At 74.3% G+C, this 16,986-nt stretch carries 15 protein-coding genes and 1 pseudogene; 15 read left to right on the top strand and 1 reads right to left on the bottom strand.

The genetic code is table 11. The features are described 5' to 3' along the window. The 8 genes and pseudogenes from CA983_RS25975 to CA983_RS26010 form a co-directional block, all read left to right on the top strand. Positions 1-2,492, top strand: a 2,492-nt coding sequence (locus CA983_RS25975; protein ID WP_143645557.1) for an alpha/beta fold hydrolase, incomplete at its 5' end; no start/stop codon positions are given. A 164-nt stretch (positions 2,493-2,656) separates the two neighbouring features. After that, the gene (locus tag CA983_RS25980; RefSeq protein WP_086603278.1) at positions 2,657-2,866 is read left to right on the top strand and encodes an MbtH family protein; all 210 of its coding nucleotides are present in this window, start codon (positions 2,657-2,659) and stop codon (positions 2,864-2,866) included. A 34-nt stretch (positions 2,867-2,900) separates the two neighbouring features. Then, positions 2,901-3,158 (top strand): acyl carrier protein, encoded by a 258-nt coding sequence (locus tag CA983_RS25985; RefSeq protein ID WP_086603279.1) that lies wholly within the window; start codon positions 2,901-2,903, stop codon positions 3,156-3,158. Continuing rightward, positions 3,155-4,423, top strand: coding sequence for a beta-ketoacyl-[acyl-carrier-protein] synthase family protein (locus tag CA983_RS25990; RefSeq protein WP_086603280.1), 1,269 nt, complete (start codon positions 3,155-3,157; stop codon positions 4,421-4,423). Before CA983_RS25985 ends, CA983_RS25990 begins: the two co-directional genes overlap by 4 nt. Beyond that, complete coding sequence (locus CA983_RS25995; protein WP_086603281.1) at positions 4,420-5,493, top strand: beta-ketoacyl synthase N-terminal-like domain-containing protein; 1,074 nt, start codon at positions 4,420-4,422, stop codon at positions 5,491-5,493. Before CA983_RS25990 ends, CA983_RS25995 begins: the two co-directional genes overlap by 4 nt. Continuing rightward, the gene (fabG, locus tag CA983_RS26000) at positions 5,490-6,242 is read left to right on the top strand and encodes a 3-oxoacyl-[acyl-carrier-protein] reductase (RefSeq protein WP_086603282.1); all 753 of its coding nucleotides are present in this window, start codon (positions 5,490-5,492) and stop codon (positions 6,240-6,242) included. Before CA983_RS25995 ends, fabG begins: the two co-directional genes overlap by 4 nt. After that, complete coding sequence (locus CA983_RS47200; RefSeq protein WP_244207106.1) at positions 6,239-7,045, top strand: 4'-phosphopantetheinyl transferase family protein; 807 nt, start codon at positions 6,239-6,241, stop codon at positions 7,043-7,045. The genes fabG and CA983_RS47200 overlap by 4 nt, the downstream gene beginning before the upstream one ends. Further along, positions 7,042-7,986: pseudogene (locus tag CA983_RS26010) on the top strand (hydroxyacid dehydrogenase); the annotation flags it as partial. The gene CA983_RS47200 and the pseudogene CA983_RS26010, both read left to right, overlap by 4 nt. 101 nt (positions 7,987-8,087) lie before the next feature. Here the strand turns inward: CA983_RS26010 and CA983_RS26015 are convergent. Beyond that, the gene (locus CA983_RS26015; protein WP_244207107.1) at positions 8,088-9,134 is read right to left on the bottom strand and encodes a LuxR C-terminal-related transcriptional regulator; all 1,047 of its coding nucleotides are present in this window, start codon (positions 9,132-9,134) and stop codon (positions 8,088-8,090) included. Between the two features lie 179 nt (positions 9,135-9,313). On the opposite strand from CA983_RS26015, the gene CA983_RS26020 reads away from it, so the two are divergent. From CA983_RS26020 to CA983_RS26050, 7 genes are all read left to right on the top strand, one after another. Continuing rightward, a complete protein-coding gene (locus CA983_RS26020; RefSeq protein WP_143645558.1) occupies positions 9,314-9,664 on the top strand; it encodes a hypothetical protein in 351 nt (116 codons plus the stop codon). Between the two features lie 91 nt (positions 9,665-9,755). After that, complete coding sequence (locus tag CA983_RS26025; protein WP_086603286.1) at positions 9,756-9,983, top strand: hypothetical protein; 228 nt, start codon at positions 9,756-9,758, stop codon at positions 9,981-9,983. A gap of 2 nt (positions 9,984-9,985) precedes the next feature. After that, on the top strand, positions 9,986-10,261 hold the full coding sequence (locus CA983_RS26030; RefSeq protein WP_086603287.1) for a chorismate mutase: 276 nt from the start codon (positions 9,986-9,988) through the stop codon (positions 10,259-10,261). Positions 10,262-10,339: 78 nt separating this feature from the next. Next, positions 10,340-14,299, top strand: a complete 3,960-nt coding sequence (locus tag CA983_RS26035; protein WP_086603288.1) for a non-ribosomal peptide synthetase — start codon at positions 10,340-10,342, stop codon at positions 14,297-14,299. Continuing rightward, positions 14,299-15,075 (top strand): SDR family NAD(P)-dependent oxidoreductase, encoded by a 777-nt coding sequence (locus CA983_RS26040; protein WP_086603289.1) that lies wholly within the window; start codon positions 14,299-14,301, stop codon positions 15,073-15,075. Before CA983_RS26035 ends, CA983_RS26040 begins: the two co-directional genes overlap by 1 nt. A 36-nt stretch (positions 15,076-15,111) precedes the next feature. Next, positions 15,112-16,149 carry a 3-oxoacyl-ACP synthase III family protein gene (locus tag CA983_RS26045; protein ID WP_086603290.1) on the top strand — a complete coding sequence of 346 codons (1,038 nt, stop codon included), beginning with the start codon at positions 15,112-15,114 and terminating at the stop codon, positions 16,147-16,149. Positions 16,150-16,159: 10 nt separating this feature from the next. Continuing rightward, positions 16,160-16,986, top strand: an 827-nt coding sequence (locus CA983_RS26050) for a zinc-binding dehydrogenase (RefSeq protein ID WP_086603291.1), incomplete at its 3' end; no start/stop codon positions are given.

The raw sequence follows: 16,986 nt of genomic DNA on the forward strand, positions 1-16,986 counted from the left end.
CTCCGTGTCCGTACGGGGCTCTCGCGCGGGACCCCTCGGCCCACGCGACGGGTCCCGCGCCAGAGCCCCGTACGGACACGGAGCGCGCCCTCCGCGCGGTCTTCGCGGCCGTGCTCGGGCTGCCGTCGGTCGGCATCGACGACAGCTTCTTCGACCTCGGCGGCGACAGCATCCGCTCCATCGAGGTGGTCGCCGGCGCCCGGCGGGCCGGGCTGCGGGTCACCGCGGCCGACGTGTTCACCCACAAGACGGTGGCCGCGCTGGCCGCCGCCGTCGGCGAGGCCGAGCCGGCCGAGATCGTCGGCACCGACGACGGCGTGGGCGAGCTGGCGCCCCTCCCGGWCATGCTGCGGCTCCTCGAGACGGGCGGCCCGATCGACGGGTTCAACCAGTCCGTCGTCCTCACCACCCCCGCCGATCTGGACCTGGAGCGGCTCACCGGGGCGCTCCAGCGGGTCGTCGACCACCACGACGCCCTGCGGCTGCGCCTGGCAGACCGGGGCCCCGACGACTGGCGGCTCGTGATCGGCGAGCCGGGGACGGTGCGGGTCGCGCCGCTGGTGACCCGCATCGACGCGGCCCATCGGGCGTACGAGGACGAGGCGCTGCTGCGGCGGGCGGTGGCCGCCCAGTCGGAGGCCGCGCGCGACCGGCTCGCCCCGCGCGACGGGGTCACGCTCCAGGCCGTGTGGATCGACCGCGGGGCCGGCCGCCCCGGCCGGCTGGTCCTGATGCTGCACCACCTCGTCGTGGACGGCGTCTCCTGGCGCGTGCTGCTGCCCGACCTGCTCACCGCGTACGAGCGGCCCGACGCGGCCCTCGACCCGGTCGGCACCTCCCTGCGCCACTGGTCCGGCCTCCTCCGGGAGCAGGCCGCGTCGCGCACCGGGGAACTGCCGTACTGGACGAAGCTGCTGTCGCACGAGGAACGGCCGGTCGGCGCGCGGGCGCTGGACCCGGCCCGGGACACGTACGCCACGGCCCGGACGCTGCGCCTGACCCTGCCGGCCGAGCACACCGGCCCGCTCCTGGAGCACGGCCCCGCCGCCTTCCAGGCGGAGATCAACGACGTACTGCTCGCCGGCCTCGGCCTCGCGGTCGCCGAGTGGCGCGGCCGGAGCCTGCTCGTCGAGGTCGAGACCCACGGGCGCGAGCAGCTGCACGAGGGCGTCGACCTCTCCCGTACCGCCGGCTGGTTCACCGGCACCCACCCGGTGCTGCTGAGGGCCGCCGCGCTCGGCGCCGAGCAGGCGGTGAAGGAGATGCGCGAGCAGCTCGCCGCGCTCCCTGACCACGGACTCGGCCACGGCATCCTGCGCCACCTCGGCGACGGACCCGCCCCGCTGCCCGCGGTCGACCCGCAGCTCGGCTTCAACTACCTCGGCCGCTTCGCCGCGGTGGAGTCGTACGACGGCGGCTGGGCGGCCGCGCCCGAGGCGCGGGAGGCGTTCACGGCGACGTCCGGCGGCATGCCGCTGGGCCACACCGTCGAGGTGGACGCCCTGGTCGAGGACGGGCCCGACGGGCCCGTCCTGCTCGCCACCTGGACGTGGGCGGGCCGGCTGCTGGAACCGGACGACGCCGAGGCGCTGGCCGAGGGCTGGTTCCGCGCGCTGCGCACCCTGGCCGAGAAGGCCGGCGAACTCGCCGCGACCCGCCCCTCCGGGACCGGCGGGGCCGGCGGGCGGCGGCCCGCGCTGCTCACCGAGGCGTTCGAGACACTGCTGCCCATCAGGCCCGACGGCACGCGCGAGCCGCTGTTCTTCCTGCACGGCGGCGTGGGGCTCAGCTGGCCCTATCTCGGACTGGCCGAGCACCTGGCCAAGGAATTCCCCGTCTACGGGTTCCAGGCGTCCGGAATCGTCGCGGAAGCTCCGCTTCCGACGTCGATCCAGGACATGGCCGAGGAATATGTCCGCAGAATTCTGGAAATTCAGCCCGAGGGGCCTTACCATATTCTCGGCTGGTCTTTTGGCGGACTCCTCGCCCACGCGGCGGCCACCCGCCTGGAAGGGCTCGGGCACCGCGTCGCGCTCCTCGCGAACCTCGACAGCTATCCGGTCCCCGAGCCGGACGGCATCCCGGACGACCGGGCCCTGATCGCCAAGATCCTGGAGTACTGCGGCTACGACGCGGCGGCGTTCGCCGGCGGCGAGCCCACGCTCTCCGGGGTCCTGGAGCTGTTCCGGCGGGACGCCAACCCGCTGGCCGGCCTCGACGAGGAGCAGCTGGCCCGGCTGCTGCGGATCGTGCGCAACCACGCGGTCCTCAGCGCCGAGTTCGTCCCGGACCGCTTCGGCGGGGACGTGCTCTTCCTCTCGGCCGAGCAGGGCACCGACGAGGACTCCCCGACGGTCGCGGTGTGGGAGCCGTACATCGGCGGACGCGTCACCCACCACGCCATCGCCTCGGACCACGACGGAATGATGCGGCCCGAACCGCAGCGGGCGATCGGCCGGATCATCGCCGCCCACCTCGAACGACTGCACTGAACGCGCGGGGGAATTCGTGCGGATCCGCGCTCATGCGGAATTCCGGCGGGTCCCCCGCGCCGCACCGAGAGAATTCTCGAAGCAATTCTCGAAAGAACTCCGGAAAGCTTCCCGGACGGCTCCGGCCGCGGAACTCCGGACGTACTCCCCGAGAAAGGGAAACCATGAAGAACAACCCGTTCGACGACGACAACGGCACCTTCCTGGTGCTGGTCAACGACGAGGGGCAGCACTGCCTGTGGCCCGAGTTCGCCGCCGTCCCGGCCGGCTGGACCACCGTCCTGCCCGCCGGTCCCCGCGAGGCCGCGCTCGACCACATCGAGCGCACCTGGACCGACATGCGTCCCAAGTCCCTGACCCGCACCGCCGCCTGAGAAGCAGGCCACCCAGATCCGAGAGGCAGCTGCCATGACTGTGAACACTCCCGTGGACGTCCCGGCCGTCCGGGCCATCATCGTCGACATCCTGGAGCTCGAGGACGACGAGCTGACGGGCACCAGCCTGTTCATCGAGGACCACGGCGCGGACTCGCTGGGCGCCATCGAGATCCTCTCCCGCATCGAGAAGGAGCTCGGCGTCGTCATCCCGCAGGACGACCTGGTCAAGCTGGTCAACCTGGACGCCGTCCTCGCCGTCCTGGCCACCGCGGAACGGCGCCGGCCGTGAGCGCCGCCCGGACGACGGCCGGCCCCGCCGCAGGGGCGCGCCGCGTCGTCCTCACCGGCTGCGGCGCGCTGTCCAGCATCGGCAACGGGATCGCCGAGTTCACCGAGGGCCTGCGGGCCGGCCGGGTCGGCACCGGGGACATCACCGTCTTCGACACCACCGGCTTCCCCAGCGGCCGCGGCCACCAGGTGCACGGCTTCGACGCCGCCGCCCGGCTCCGCCGGGTGCGGCCCGAGCCGACCGGCCGCGCGACGCAGTTCGCCGCCGCCGCCGCCCGGATGGCGCTCGACGACGCCGGCCTCGACGAGGACTGGCTGCGCGAGCGGCGCGGCACCGTCGTCGTCGGCACCACCGACGGCGAGGTCGGCGAGCTCGACCTGCTGACCGAGTCGGCGCTCACCCTCGGGCTCGCCGCCTTCACCGGCGCGAGCCTGGGCCGGACCGCCACCGGCAGCCTCGCGCTCGGCGTCGTCCGCGAACTCGGCCTGTCCGACGTGGAGACCTCCACGGTCGCCACCGCCTGCGCCGCCGGCAACTACGCGATCGGCGCCGGGTTCGACGCCATCCGCAGCGGCCGCGCCGAATGGGCCCTCGTCGGCGGTGCGGACGCGTTGAACCGGAAGACCTTCGCGGGCTTCGCCCGGCTCGGCCTCATCGCGCCCGACGAGTGCCGTCCGTTCGACGCCGAGCGCAGGGGCCTGCTCACCGGCGAGGGCGCGGGCCTGCTGCTGCTGGAGACCGAGGAGTCCGCGCTCGCCCGCGGCGCGGAGATCTACGCGGAGGTGCTCGGCTACGGCATCAACTGCGACGCCTCGCACCCCACCGCGCCCGAACGGGACAGCGTCGCCCGCTGCATCCGCCTCGCGCTGGAGAACGCGTCCGTCAAGCCGGAGGAGGTCGACCTGATCTCCGCGCACGGCACCGGTACCCCGACCAACGACACCACCGAGATCGCGGCCATCCGCCAGGTCTACGGGGACCGGCCGCCGCGCACCGTCGGCGTCAAGGCGATGATCGGGCACACCATGGGGGCCGCCAGCGCCCTGGGGGCCATCGCCTCCGCGCTCGCCGTCCGGCACGGCTTCGTGCCGCCGACGGCCAACCACCGCACCACCGACCCGGACTGTCCCGTCGACGTGGTGCCGAACGCGTCCGTCGACGCCGACGTGCGGATCGTGCAGAACAACGGCCTGGCGTTCGGCGGCAACAACGCCGTCGTCCTGCTCGGCCGCCACAAGAGCCCCCGAGGGGAGTCCGTCCGATGAGTACCGCGGTCATCACCGCATGGTCGGCCGTGTCGCCGTACGGCACCGGCCGCGACCCGCTCGCGGCGGGGCTGCGCGCCCGCGCCGAGGCGCCCGCGTCCGCCGGCCCCGAGGAGTGGACCGCGGACCCGGACGCGACCGCCCGCGTCGTACCCGGCTTCGAGGTCCGCGACGCGCTGGGGAAGGTCGGCACCCGGGGCATGGACCGGCTGACCGGCCTCACCGCGGTCACCGTCCGGGAGTTGCTGTCCGGCACCGACCCGGCCGGCGAGGACGCCGCGCTCGGCACCGGTCTCGTGCTCGGCATCGCCTCCGGCAGCGTCCAGGGGTTCATGGAGTTCACCAAGTCCTCCCTCGAAGGCGACAGCCCCATCGACGTGTCACCGTCGAAGATCCCCAACATGGCGATGAACAGGGCCGCTTCGGCCAGCGCGATCCGCCACCGCCTCAAGGGCCCCAACACCACCGTGGCGGCCGGCCGGCTCTCCGGCCTCGTCGCCCTCGACCAGGCGTGCCGGCTCCTCGCCGACGGGCGCGCGGAGCGGGTGCTGGCCGGTTCGGCCGAGGAGTACTCGGCGACCCGCGCCCACCTCACGCACGCCGCGCACGGCACCGGCGTGGTGCTGGGCGAGGGCTGCGTCATGGTCCTCCTGGAGTCCGGCGACGCAGCGACCGGCGAGCCGCTGGCCGAGGTGCTCGCGGTCCACCACCGGGTGGCCCCGGACGGCGACTTCGCCGGGGCGCTCACGGCGGCGGTGCGCGCCGCGCTCGCCGAGGCGGGCGTCGCGGCCGGCGCGGTCTGGGCGGCCGTGCCCGGAGAGGCCCCCGGCGCGGCGGGCGAGCAGGAGCTGCGGGTGCACGAGGAACTGTTCCCGGCGGAGGTCCGCACCCGCGCGGCGTCCGTCGCGCTGCTCGGCGAGATGGCCGCGGCCACCGGGGCGTACCAGCTCGCGGCGCTGCTGTCGGAGCCGGGCGAGCCGGGCCGCATCGCACTGGTCACCACCACGGACCCGGACGGTCCCGTGGGGTGCGCGGTGCTGCGGCTGCTGACGGACGGGGCGGACGCGTGAGCGGCGGGGGGAAGGCGGGCGACCGGCCGGTCGTCCTGGTCAGCGGCGGCTCGCGCGGCATCGGCAGGGCCGTCGCCCTGCGGCTGGCGCAGGACGGGTACGACGTCTCCTTCTGCTTCCGCGGCGACGAACAGGCCGCCGCGACCCTGGAGAAGGAGCTGGACGGCCTCGGCGCCCGGGCGCTGGCGCGGCGGGTCGACGTCACCGACGCGCAGTCCGTGCGGGACTGGGTGGAGGCCACGGAACGGGACTTCGGACCGGTGGCGGTCGCCGTCACCTCGGCCGGCATCACCCGGGACAAGCCCCTGCTCATGATGGCCGACAGCGACTGGCACGAGGTCCTGGACACCAACCTGGACGGCGTCTACCACGTCTGCCGGGCGGTGGTCTTCCCGATGATGAAGCGGCGGGCCGGCAGCATCGTGACCGTCGCCTCCGTCTCCGGCCTGTACGGCAACGCGGGCCAGACCAACTACGCGGCGTCCAAGGCCGGGATCATCGCCTTCTCGCGCTCCCTCGCGAAGGAGGTCGGCCGACGCGGCATCCGCGTCAACGCGGTGGCGCCGGGCCTGATCGACACCGACATGTCGGCCGTGCTCGACGAGCAGGTCAGGACGCAGGTCGCCGAGCGCACCGCGCTGGGCAGGACCGGGCTCCCGGCGGAGGTCGCCGAGGTCGCGGCCTTCCTGGCCTCGGACCGCGCCTCGTACGTCACCGGCGCGGTGCTGCCCGTGGACGGCGGCCTGTGACGGCCGGGGCCGCGGGGCTCGTACCGGCGCTGCGGCCCGGCGTCTGCCAGTTGTGGTGGGCGTCGGCCCGCGACGCCCACCCGACGCTGCGCGGGCTCCTCGACGAGGACGAACGGGCCCGCTCCGGCCGGCTGCGGCAGCCGGCCGCGCGGGCGCTCCATCTCACCGCGCACGCGCTCGCCCGCACCGTGGCCGCCGCCCACCTCGGCGTCCCCGCCGGGGAGCTGACGCTGACCGCCACCTGCAAGCGGTGCGGCGGCCCGCACGGGAAGCCCCTGCCGCCGGGGCCGCTCGGGCTGTCCTGGTCGCACTCCGGCGACCGGGTGGTGGTCGCCGTGACGCTCGGCACCGAGGTCGGCGTGGACGTGGAGCGGATCGCCCCGTACGCCCGGGAGACCGCGGAGCGGGTGCTCCGCGGGCCGGAGCGCGCGGTCCTCGCGGCGCTTCCCGAACCCCGCCGCCCCGCCGGCTTCGTGCGCTACTGGACGCGCAAGGAGGCCCTGCTCAAGGCGACCGGCGACGGGCTCTCCGTACCCCCCGAGCTGCTGCACGTCACCGCGCCCGACGCCTGGCCCCGGCTGCTGTCCTGGTCGGGTCCCGAGCGCCCGCGGCTCCCCCTGCACATGTACGACCTGGACGCCGGCGCCGGCCATCTGGCCGCGCTCGCCTCCGTGGGCGCCCCGGTGCGTCCGGCCGCGCACGACGGGTCCGCCCTGCTCGCCGCGGCCGTCGCGGCGGCGGACGCCCCCGCGACACCCCGTGACCTCACTCCTCTCACGTCGGAAAGGCCAGTCGCCCCATGAGTCAGTACGTCGTCCTCATCGCCGACGCCCTCAGCCCGCACGCCGCGGAGGTCCTCACCCGGGACGGCTCCGTCGAGGTGCGGCACGTCGACGGCACCGACCGGCCGACGCTGCTCGCCGCGCTCGCCGGGGCCGACGCGGTGCTGGTGCGCTCCGCCACCCGCATCGACGCCGAGGCCCTCGCCGCGGCGCCGCGGCTCAAGGTCGTGGCCCGGGCCGGGGTCGGCCTCGACAACGTGGACGTCACGGCGGCCACCGCCGCCGGCGTGCTCGTCGCCAACGCCCCCGCGTCCAACGTCGTCAGCGCCGCCGAGCACGCCGTCGCCCTGCTCCTGGCGCTCGCCCGGCACGTCCCGCAGGCACACGCCGCGCTCAGGGACGGGCGCTGGGCACGGAGTTCGTTCACCGGCGTGGAGCTCGCGGGCAAGACGCTCGGCGTCCTCGGCCTCGGCCGGATCGGCTCGCTGGTGGCGCGCCGGCTCGCCGCCTTCGACATGGAGGTGATCGCATACGACCCCTACGCGGACGAGGAGCACGCCCACGCCCTCGGCGTGCGGCTGACCGGCCTCGACGAGCTCCTCGCCCGGGCCCGGTTCCTCACGGTCCACCTGCCGCTGACCGAGGGGACCGCCGGGCTGATCGGCTCCGACGCCCTCCGGCGCGTCCGCCCCGACCTGCGGATCGTGAACGCGGCGCGCGGCGGCATCGTCGACGAACAGGAGCTGTACGCAGCGCTCAAGGAGGGGCGGATCGCGGGCGCCGCCCTGGACGTGTACGCGCAGGAGCCCTGCACGGACTCTCCACTGTTCGAGCTGGACAACGTGATCGCGACGCCGCACCTGGGCGCGAGCACCCCCGAGGCGCAGGAGCGGGCCGGCACCCAGGCGGCCGAGTCGGTGCTGCTGGCGCTCACCGGCATGCCCGTGCCCGAAGCGGTCAACGCGCCCCTTGTGTCCTGCGTACCCGACGCGGTCGACGCTCCACTCGAATCGCCCGTGCACGCCCTGTGAAGTCGCCGAACGGCGCCGCGCGCGGGGCGGCCTCAGTCCCCGGCGGGCCCGTCCGCGGCCGTCGCGGCGAGTGCCCCGCCGTCGCCCCCGGCATGGTCCGCGCCGGTGTCCGCGCCGGTGCGGGCGCTTCTGCCGAGCCAGCCGCGCTCCATCGCCAGTGCTCCCGCCTGGTAGCGGCTGCGGGCGCCCAGACGGGCCATCAGGTCGGCGGTGATGCGGCGGCCGGTGCGCACGGACACGCCGAGCTTGCGGGCGACGACGTCGTCGGTGTGGCCCTCGAAGAGCAGGTCGAGGACGGCTTGTTCCTGCCGGGTCAGCCCGTCAGGGTCCACCGTCGTCGTCCGGCTCCCGCAGAGCGGCTGCGCGCGCGCCCAGGTCTCCCGGAAGAGCGAGACCAGGGCGGTGACGACGCCGACGCCCCGAAGGATCAGCACGCCGCGGGCGGCGGCCTCGGGGTCGATGGGCACGATGGCGGCCCGGCGGTCGAAGATGATCATGCGGGGCGGCAGCTGGGGCAGCACCCGCACCTCGCCGCCGATGTCGTCCAGCCAGCGCGCGTAGTTCAGCGTCGCCGGGTCGTTGCGCACCGAGTCCAGGTAGACGTAGCGGACCTGGACACCGCGCTCGACGGCGGCCTGGTCGAGGGGCCGGGCGGCCTCCAGGGCCGCCTCCGACTGGGCGCCGCCGGGCGCGAACACCTCGACGCTGCTCTCGGCGACCTGCGCCAGCCGCTCGATCTGGGAGGTGATGGCGTCGAGGCCGGTATAGCGGCGGACCTCGTCGGTTTGCGCCTCGGTGTCGTCGCCGTACTCGGTGAGCATCTGCGTGATGGCCAGGCGGGTGGCGGCGACGGAATGCTGGTGCTGGGCCAGCTCCCGCTCTTGGCGCTGGAGGAGGCCGGCGAGCCCGAACTCCGGGTTGACGAGGCGGACCTTGCCCAGTTCCTCGGAGGAGTTCCGTATGAGGGTGAGTTCGGCCAGCCTGTCCAGGGTGCGCTCGGCGCGCTCCACAGGCCAGTCGAGCCCCTCGGCGATCTCGGCCACACCTGCCCTGGGCCGCTTCAGAAGGATGCGGTACACCGCCTCGGCATCCGCATCAAGACCCAATTGTCCCGTCACTCGACTCCCCCCGGAGTTCCCCCGTCGACAGCGGGAATTAGACCGCAGTCACCTCAACTATCCCAGCCACTTTCGAGCCAGGGCAACCCTATTGAGGGGTACATGGGCTGGTTCACCGGATGTTCGCGGAGGCGCAACGCATGTACCTGGTGTCGACGACCGTGCCCGCCGGAGCGCTGCCCGGCGAGCCCCCGCTCATCGACCGGCTCCGCCGCCTGGCACGGCCCGAGGACCATCTGGAGCACGTCCACGTGCTCCGCGCGCCCGACGGTGGGACGCACCTGACGCTCTTTCTCGGCCATCCCGACGGCAGGGAAACCGAGCGGGCGGCGGCCCGTCTGGTTTCACGCGCGCTGCCCTCGGCGGTCGGTGCGCACCTCGACTGGGCGCCGGCCCTGCCACTCGTCAGCGCCCTGGAGAAGCTCGGCGTCGGAGCCCAAAGCAGCCGCCATGACAGGGAGTTGCCATCACAGGACCCTGACAATCCGTAGTGCTGACGGGACTCGTGGTGAATGTGAGGATCGCATCACCGAGAACGAGCACTTGCTTCACCGACATGAATGTTCCGAGGAGAAGACGCCCATGCGCACCCTTGCCCACACCACCGTCAGACCGGCCACCCGCAGAGTCGCCACCGTGGCCTTAATCGCTCTCGCGGCCGTCGCGACGGCTCCGTCGGCCATGGCCACGGAGTCCCCCGCGAGCCAGACGATCTCGGCCACGGCGAAGGCCATCGGGGACGCCACGAAGGAGACCCCCGGGACGGTCGTGGACGTGCTCGGCCCGCTCGGCCACACCTGGGGCAACTGACCATGTCGCAGACCGAGTCGACCGCACTCGCGGACGTGTCCGCCCTCCGCGCCGACCTCGACCTCGTGGACGCGGAGATCCGAGCCCTGGTGGGACGCCGCCGCGAGCTCTCCCGCGAGATCCAGCGCATCCGCCAGGCCTCCGGCGGCACCCGTACCGACCTCACCCGCGAGATGCGCGTCATCTCCCCCTACACCGAGGCGTACGGGCGGCAGGGAACGGCCATCGCGATGGCGCTGCTGGAGATCTGTCGCGGCACCGGTGCCCCTCCCCGGTAGCCGTACGCACACCCCCCACACGCAGCAGCACCCGAGCGGGAGGGCCGTCCGGCCCTCCTCACACGAGAGGGCTCCGACGTGCCTGGTTCACCCGCCGGCTTCCCGCCCCGGCTTCCGCTCACCGAAGGCCAGGCCGGAATCTGGTACGGCCAGCGGCTGGACGCCTCGAAACTCGCGTACTCCTACGCCGAGTTCCTGGACATCGGGGGGCCACTCGACCCGGAGCTCCTCCGGGAGGCCGTCCGCAGGACCTTCGCCGAGGCGGAGGCACTGTCCGTGTCCTTCGGCGAGGACGCGGACGGACCGTGGCAGCGGGTCGGGGCCGTACCGGATCATCCCGTGCCGCTCGTCGACCTGACCGACCAGGCGGACCCGTGGGAGGCGGCGCGGGAGTGGATGCGCGCACGCGTCCACTCCCCGCTCGACCCCGTCGCGGGCGAGGTCCGGCGCACCGCGGTGCTCCGCCTCTCGCCGCAGCGGCACCTCTGGTTCTGGCAGCTGCACCACATCGTCTCCGACGGCGTGGGATCGCTGCTCCTGGTCCGGCGCGCCGCGGAGGTCCACGGCGCGCTGGCCGCCGGCCGGGCACCGACCGCCACCCCCTTCGGTCCCCTCGCCGCCCTCGTCGAGGAGGACCGGCGCTACCGCGCCTCGGCCGGCTTCCGGGAGGACCGCCGGTACTGGCTCGGCGTGTTCGAGGACCTCGACCGCGTGCCGGGCTTCTCCGACGAGTCCCTGCCGCCGACGGGCGTCGCGCTCAGGGAGACCTGGTACGCGGACCCCGCGCTCCAGGAGCTGCTCGCCGCCTTCACCCGCACCCACGGCGTGAAGTGGCCGCGCGCGGTGATCGCCGCGTTCGCCGCGTACACCGGCCTGGTCACCGGCGCGTCCGACGCCGTCCTGGGGCTCCCGGTCTCCAACCGCCACACGGACGCGGCCGCGACGACCCCCGGCATGGTCTCCAACATCGTCCCGCTGCGAGTGGCCTGCTCCCCCGCGGACAGCTTCCTCGACCTGCTCGCCCGCGTCTGCGCGAAGATCGACGAGACGCGAGCCCACCGCCGTTACCGGTTCGAGGACATCCGGCGCGACCTGCGCACCCGGCGGGGAACCGCCCGCGTCTTCGGCCCCACGGCCAACGTCATGTCGCTCGGCACGGAGCTGTCGTTCGACGGATGCCCCGCCCGGCTCGGCAACCTCGCGCCGGGCCCGATCGAGGACTTCATGCTGGGCGTGTACGCGACGCCCGAGGACCTGACGCTCACCCTCGACGCCAACCCGGGCCTCTACGATGCCGCCGAACTCGCCGGTCACCGGACGCGGTTCGACGCCTTCCTCCGGCAGGTCCTCGCGCGGGCCGACCGCCCCCTCGGCGAGTTCGGCGTCCTCGGCGACGAGGAGCGGCACGCCCTCCTGCGGGTGCGCCCGCGCCGGCCGGAGGCGGTCGGCGGACCCCCCACGCTCGTGGCCGCGTTCGAGGAGCGGGCCCGCCGCGGCCCGGCCGCCACCGCCGTGACGTGCGGGGCCGCGGCCCTCTCGTACGGGGAGCTGAACGCGCGGGCCAACCGGCTGGCCCGCCTGCTCCTGCGGCACGGCTGCGGCCCCGGCCGGCTGGTCGCGGTCCGCCTGCCGCCCTCCGTCGACCTCGTGGTGGCGCTCCTGGCCGTCCTCAAGGCGGGCGCCGCGTACCTCCCCGTCGACCCGGAGTACCCACGGGAGCGCGTGGAGTCCCTGCTCGCCGACGCGAAGCCCTCGCTGCTGCTCGGCACCACCGCCCACGCCACACCGCCCCCGTCGCTCCCCGGCCCGGCCGTCCTGGCGACCGACGCCGCGGACACCCTCGGTGTCCTGGCCGCCCTCCCCCCGGACGACCTGCGCCCCGAGGAGCTCGGCCGTCCCCTCACCCGGGACGACGCCGCCTACGTCATCCACACCTCGGGCTCCACCGGGCGCCCCAAGGGCGTGGTCGTCCCGCACGGCAACGTGCTCGACCTCTTCTCCGCGAGCCGCGAACTCTTCGACCTCCGCGCGGACGACGTGTGGTCGATGGCCCACTCCTTCTCCTTCGACTTCTCCGTCTGGGAACTGTGGGGGCCCCTCCTGCACGGCGGCCGGCTCGTCCTGGTGCCCCCGGCCACCCGCCGCGCGCCGGAGCGCTTCCTCCGGCTCCTGGTGGACGAGGCCGTCACCGTGCTGAGCCACACGCCCTCGGCCTTCCACCAGCTCCTCCAGGCCTACGCGGATGATCCGCGGCTCGGCCGGCGGCTGGCGCTGCGCTACGTCGTCTTCGGCGGCGAGGCGCTCGACTTCCGGCGGCTGGCGCAGTGGTACGCCCTGCATCCCGGCGACGAGCCGGTGCTGGTCAACATGTACGGGATCACCGAGACCACGGTCCACGCGAGCCATCTGGCGCTCGACCGGTCCCGCACCACCGGCCGGGCCGGGAGCCTGATCGGCCGGAGCCTGCCGGGCCTCGCGCTCTACGTCCTCGACGAGCGGCTGCGGCCCGTTCCCCCCGGTGTCACGGGCGAGATCCACGTGGCCGGCGCCCAGCTCGCCCGCGGGTACCTGAACCTCCCGGGGCTCACCGCCACGCGCTTCGTCGCCGACCCGTTCGGGCCGCCCGGCTCCCGCATGTACCGGTCCGGCGACCTCGCCCGCCGCACCGCCGAGGGGCTCCTCCAGTACGAGGGCCGTGCGGACGACCAGGTGAAGGTCCGCGGCTTCCGCATCGAGCTCGGCGAGATCGAGGCCGAGCTGCGGGCCTGCCCGACGGTCGCGGCCTGCCGCGTCGTCGTCCGGAAGGACGCGGTCGGCGACAGCGTGCTCGCCGCGTACGTCGTGCCCACCGATCCCGCGGATCCCGACACGGCCGGCCTGCGCCGCCGCCTCGCCCGCCGGCTCCCCTCCCACATGGTGCCGGCCACCGTGACGGCGATCGACCGGATCCCCCTCACCTCCAACGGGAAGCTCGACCGGCGCGCCCTGCCGGACCCGGTGGTCACCGGCGGCCGGGACGACACGACGGCGACACCCACCGAGCGGATCGTCCTGGACGCCTTCCGGACCGCCCTCGGGGTGGCGGATCTCTCGGTCCGCGACGACTTCTTCGAGCTGGGCGGCGATTCCTTCAAGGCCGTGCGGGTGGCCCGTGCCGTCGGCCGGGGCACCGAGGTCCTCGACGTCTTCCAGCACCCGACGCCAAAGGGGCTGGCCCTCCGGGTCCAGGAGCTCCACGACACCGGAGGGAGACGCCTCCTGCGGCCGTTGACGACGGGCGCGGACGACACGACGGAGCAGACCCCGACCCTCGTCTGCGTCCCGTACGGCGGCGGCACCGCGGCGGCCTACCACCGCCTCGCCGCCGAGCTGGCCCCCGGGATCGCGACCTGGAGCGCCGCGCTGCCCGGCCACGACCCCACGCACGCCGACGAACCCCTCCTCGGCCTGGACGAGACGGCCGACCTCGTCGCCACGGAGATCCTCGACGCGCTCGACGGCCCCTTCGCCGTGTACGGCCACTGCGCCGGCTCGGCCCTCGCCGTCGCGGTCGCGCAGCGCGTGGAGCGGCAGGGCCGGCGGCCTGCCGCCGTGTTCCTCGGCGGCGCGCTGCCCTCCACCGCGCCGGTGCCGGAACTGGAACGCGCCCGGGACTGGCCCGCGGACTCCCTGTACGCCCACATGAAGTCGCTCGGCGGCTTCGACGGCGTCCTGGAGGAAACGGACCTGCGGACGGTCCTGGAGGTGCTCCGGCACGACATGACGCAGGGCCTGCGCTTCCAGATCGAGGCCGAGGAGGACCGCCACCGGCCGCTCGACGCGCCGCTCGTCGTCGTCATCGGCGACGAGGACGCCGCCACCCGGGGCTACGCGCACGCGTACACGGACTGGAAGCGGTACGCGACCCACGTCGAGCTGGCCGAAATCCCCGGCGGCGGGCACTACTTCGTCACCCACCGGCCGCGCGAGCTCGCCGCGATCATCTCGGATCGTCTCGGCGCCCCCCGGCGTCCCGGTGGCCCGGACGAGGACAACTGATGTCACTCACCACGGCAGCGCTGGTCACCGGCGGCACCTCCGGTCTCGGACTCGCCGTCGCCGCACGGCTGATGGCCTCCGGCGTCGTCCCGGTCCTCCTCGGCCGGAGCGAGGAGCGCGGCGAGGCGGCGCTGAAGTCCCTCGGCGGACCGGCCGTGTTCGTCCGCGGCGACGTGGCGAGCGAGCCGGAGGTGGCCGGGGCGCTGGACGCCGCGGAGCGGCACGGCTCCCTCCGCGCGGTCGTGAACTGCGCTGGAGTGCCGCACGCGGCGCGGGTGCTGGGCCGGTCGGGCCCGCACTCCCTGGACCGGTTCGTGGAGGTCGTCACGGCCAACCTGGTCGGCACCTTCAACGTCGTACGTCTGGCCGCCGCGCGCATGGCCGGGAACGAGCCGGTCGGGGAGGAGCGCGGCGTGATCGTCAACACCGCGTCCCTCGCGGCCTTCGAGGGACAGGTCGGGCAGGCGGCCTACGCCGCGTCCAAGGGCGGCATCGTCTCCATGACGCTGCCCCTCGCCCGCGAGCTGGCCGGGTCGCTGATCCGCGTCGTCACCGTCGCGCCGGGCTTCTTCCATACGCCGGCGGTCGCCACGGTGCCCGCGGCGGCCCGCGCGGAGCTGGACCGCGATCTCGTGCATCCGCGGCGGTGGGGCGATCCGGCCGAGTTCGCCGCGCTGGTCGCCCACGTCATCGACAACCCGATGATCAACGGCGAGACGATCCGCGTCGACGGCGCGGTGCGGATGTCGTCCGGCCTGCGACACCGCAGTTCTTGACATGGCAGAGTCCGAGCCAGGGGAAGTGAGTCCACCATGACGGGGTCCGTCGACAGTACGCGGGTGCCCACCGGCGTCGGCATACGCTCCATAGGCGTCTGCCTCCCGGAGCACGAGGTCACCAACGCGCAGCTCGTCGAGCGCTTCGACACCAGCGACGCCTGGATGCGCGAGCGGCTCGGCATCACCGGCCGGCGGGTCGCCGGGCCCGACGAGTTCACCTCGGACCTGGCGCTCGGCGCGTTCGAGGACGCCTGCAAGCGGGCCTGCGTGGACCCTGCGAGCATCGACCTGCTGATCTGCTGCACCTCCACGCCCGACCACATGATCCCAGCGGTCGCCACGCTGGTCCTGCGCAAGGCGCAGGTCCACGGCGTGCCCGGTTTCGACCTGAACGCGGGTGGCTGCGCCGGCGGCGTGTTCGCCCTGGACGTCGGCCACAAGTACATGGAGTCGGGGCAGTACGAGCGCGTCGCCGTCGTCGTCGCCGACACGGTGGCCCAGCTCAACGACCCGGACGACCGCACGCAGCACGCGATCTTCGGCGACGGCGCCGCCTGCTACCTCCTGGAGCGCTGCGCGGGCAGCCCCGGCATCGGCCGGACGCTCCTCGGCACGGACCCGGAGCGCTACTACACGGCGTACATCGAACGTATCGCCGAGGACGGTCGGCTGAACCGCTTCAGCGGAGCGAACGTGACGCGCATGGACGGCCAGGGCGTCAAGGACTTCGCCCTCTGTGTGGTCCCCGGCTTCGTGGACGAGGTGATCGCGTCGGCGGGCGTCTCCCTCGACGAGCTGAAGCTGATCGTCACCCACCAGGCGAACCCCACCCTCGTACGGGAGCTGGTCCGCCGCCTCGGCCAGCCGGCCGACAAGGCCGTCATCGTCGCCGACCGGTTCGGCAACACCAGCGGCTCCAGCGTCGTCATCGCCCTCGCCGAGGCCGAACGCACGGGCCGCCTCACCCCCGGCGACAAGATCCTCCTGCTCGGCTTCGGTGCCGGCATGAGCTACGGCGGCACCGTCGTCCACTGGTGCGGCAGCGAGAGCTTCTCGCAGCGGGAGTGGTGACCTCCCCCTCATGTTCGCCGCCTACGCCGCCGAGATCGGACTTCCCGAGCCCCTGCGRGGCCTGCGCCTCGGGGAGCTCCCGGCCCCCCGCCCCCGCCCGGGCTGGAGCCGCGTCACCGTCAGGGCCGCCTCGCTGAACCACCACGACCTGTGGTCGCTGCGCGGGGTCGGCCTCTCCGCCGACCGGCTCCCCATGATCCTGGGCACCGACGCCGCCGGCGTCGACGAGGACGGCAACGAGGTCGTCGTCCATCCCGTGGTCGGCCTCACCGGCCACGGGCTCGCCCCCGGCGAATCCCGCTCGATCCTCACCGAGAAGTACCAGGGCACCTTTGCCGAGCAGGTCACCGTCCCCACCGCGAACCTCGTCCCCAAGCCCCCGGAACTCTCCTTCGCGGAGGCCGCCTGCCTCCCCACCGCATGGCTCACCGCCTACCGCATGCTCTTCACCCAGGCCCGCGTCCGCCCCGGCGACTCGGTCCTCGTCCAGGGCGCCGGCGGCGGCGTCGCCACCGCCGCGATCAGCCTCGCCCGAGCCGCCGGCCTCCGCGTCTACGCCACCAGCCGCGACCCCCGCAAACGCGCCCGCGCCCTCACCCTGGGCGCCGCCGAAGCCCTCGAACCCGGCACCCGCCTCCCGCACCCGGTCGACGCCGTCCTCGAAACCGTCGGCGCCGCCACCTGGTCCCACTCGGTCCGCTCCCTCCGCCGAGGCGGCACCCTGGTCATCTCCGGCGCCACCACCGGCGACCGCCCCGCCCATGCCGAACTGACTCGCGTCTTCAGCCGAGAACTCACCGTCATCGGCTCCACGGTGGCCACCAAGGAGGAACTCAC

It is taken from the genome of Streptomyces swartbergensis, from assembly GCF_002148965.1.
GTDB classification, from domain to species: Bacteria; Actinomycetota; Actinomycetes; order Streptomycetales; family Streptomycetaceae; genus Streptomyces; species Streptomyces swartbergensis.

Coding starts and splice junctions, on each gene's coding strand:
- CA983_RS26020 (WP_143645558.1), top strand. CDS start 9,314: ATGTACCTGGTGTCGACGACCGTGCCCGCCGGAGCGCTGCCCGGCGAG.
- CA983_RS26045 (WP_086603290.1), top strand. CDS start 15,112: ATGACGGGGTCCGTCGACAGTACGCGGGTGCCCACCGGCGTCGGCATA.
- CA983_RS26040 (WP_086603289.1), top strand. CDS start 14,299: ATGTCACTCACCACGGCAGCGCTGGTCACCGGCGGCACCTCCGGTCTC.
- CA983_RS26030 (WP_086603287.1), top strand. CDS start 9,986: ATGTCGCAGACCGAGTCGACCGCACTCGCGGACGTGTCCGCCCTCCGC.
- CA983_RS25995 (WP_086603281.1), top strand. CDS start 4,420: ATGAGTACCGCGGTCATCACCGCATGGTCGGCCGTGTCGCCGTACGGC.
- CA983_RS25985 (WP_086603279.1), top strand. CDS start 2,901: ATGACTGTGAACACTCCCGTGGACGTCCCGGCCGTCCGGGCCATCATC.
- CA983_RS26025 (WP_086603286.1), top strand. CDS start 9,756: ATGCGCACCCTTGCCCACACCACCGTCAGACCGGCCACCCGCAGAGTC.
- CA983_RS25980 (WP_086603278.1), top strand. CDS start 2,657: ATGAAGAACAACCCGTTCGACGACGACAACGGCACCTTCCTGGTGCTG.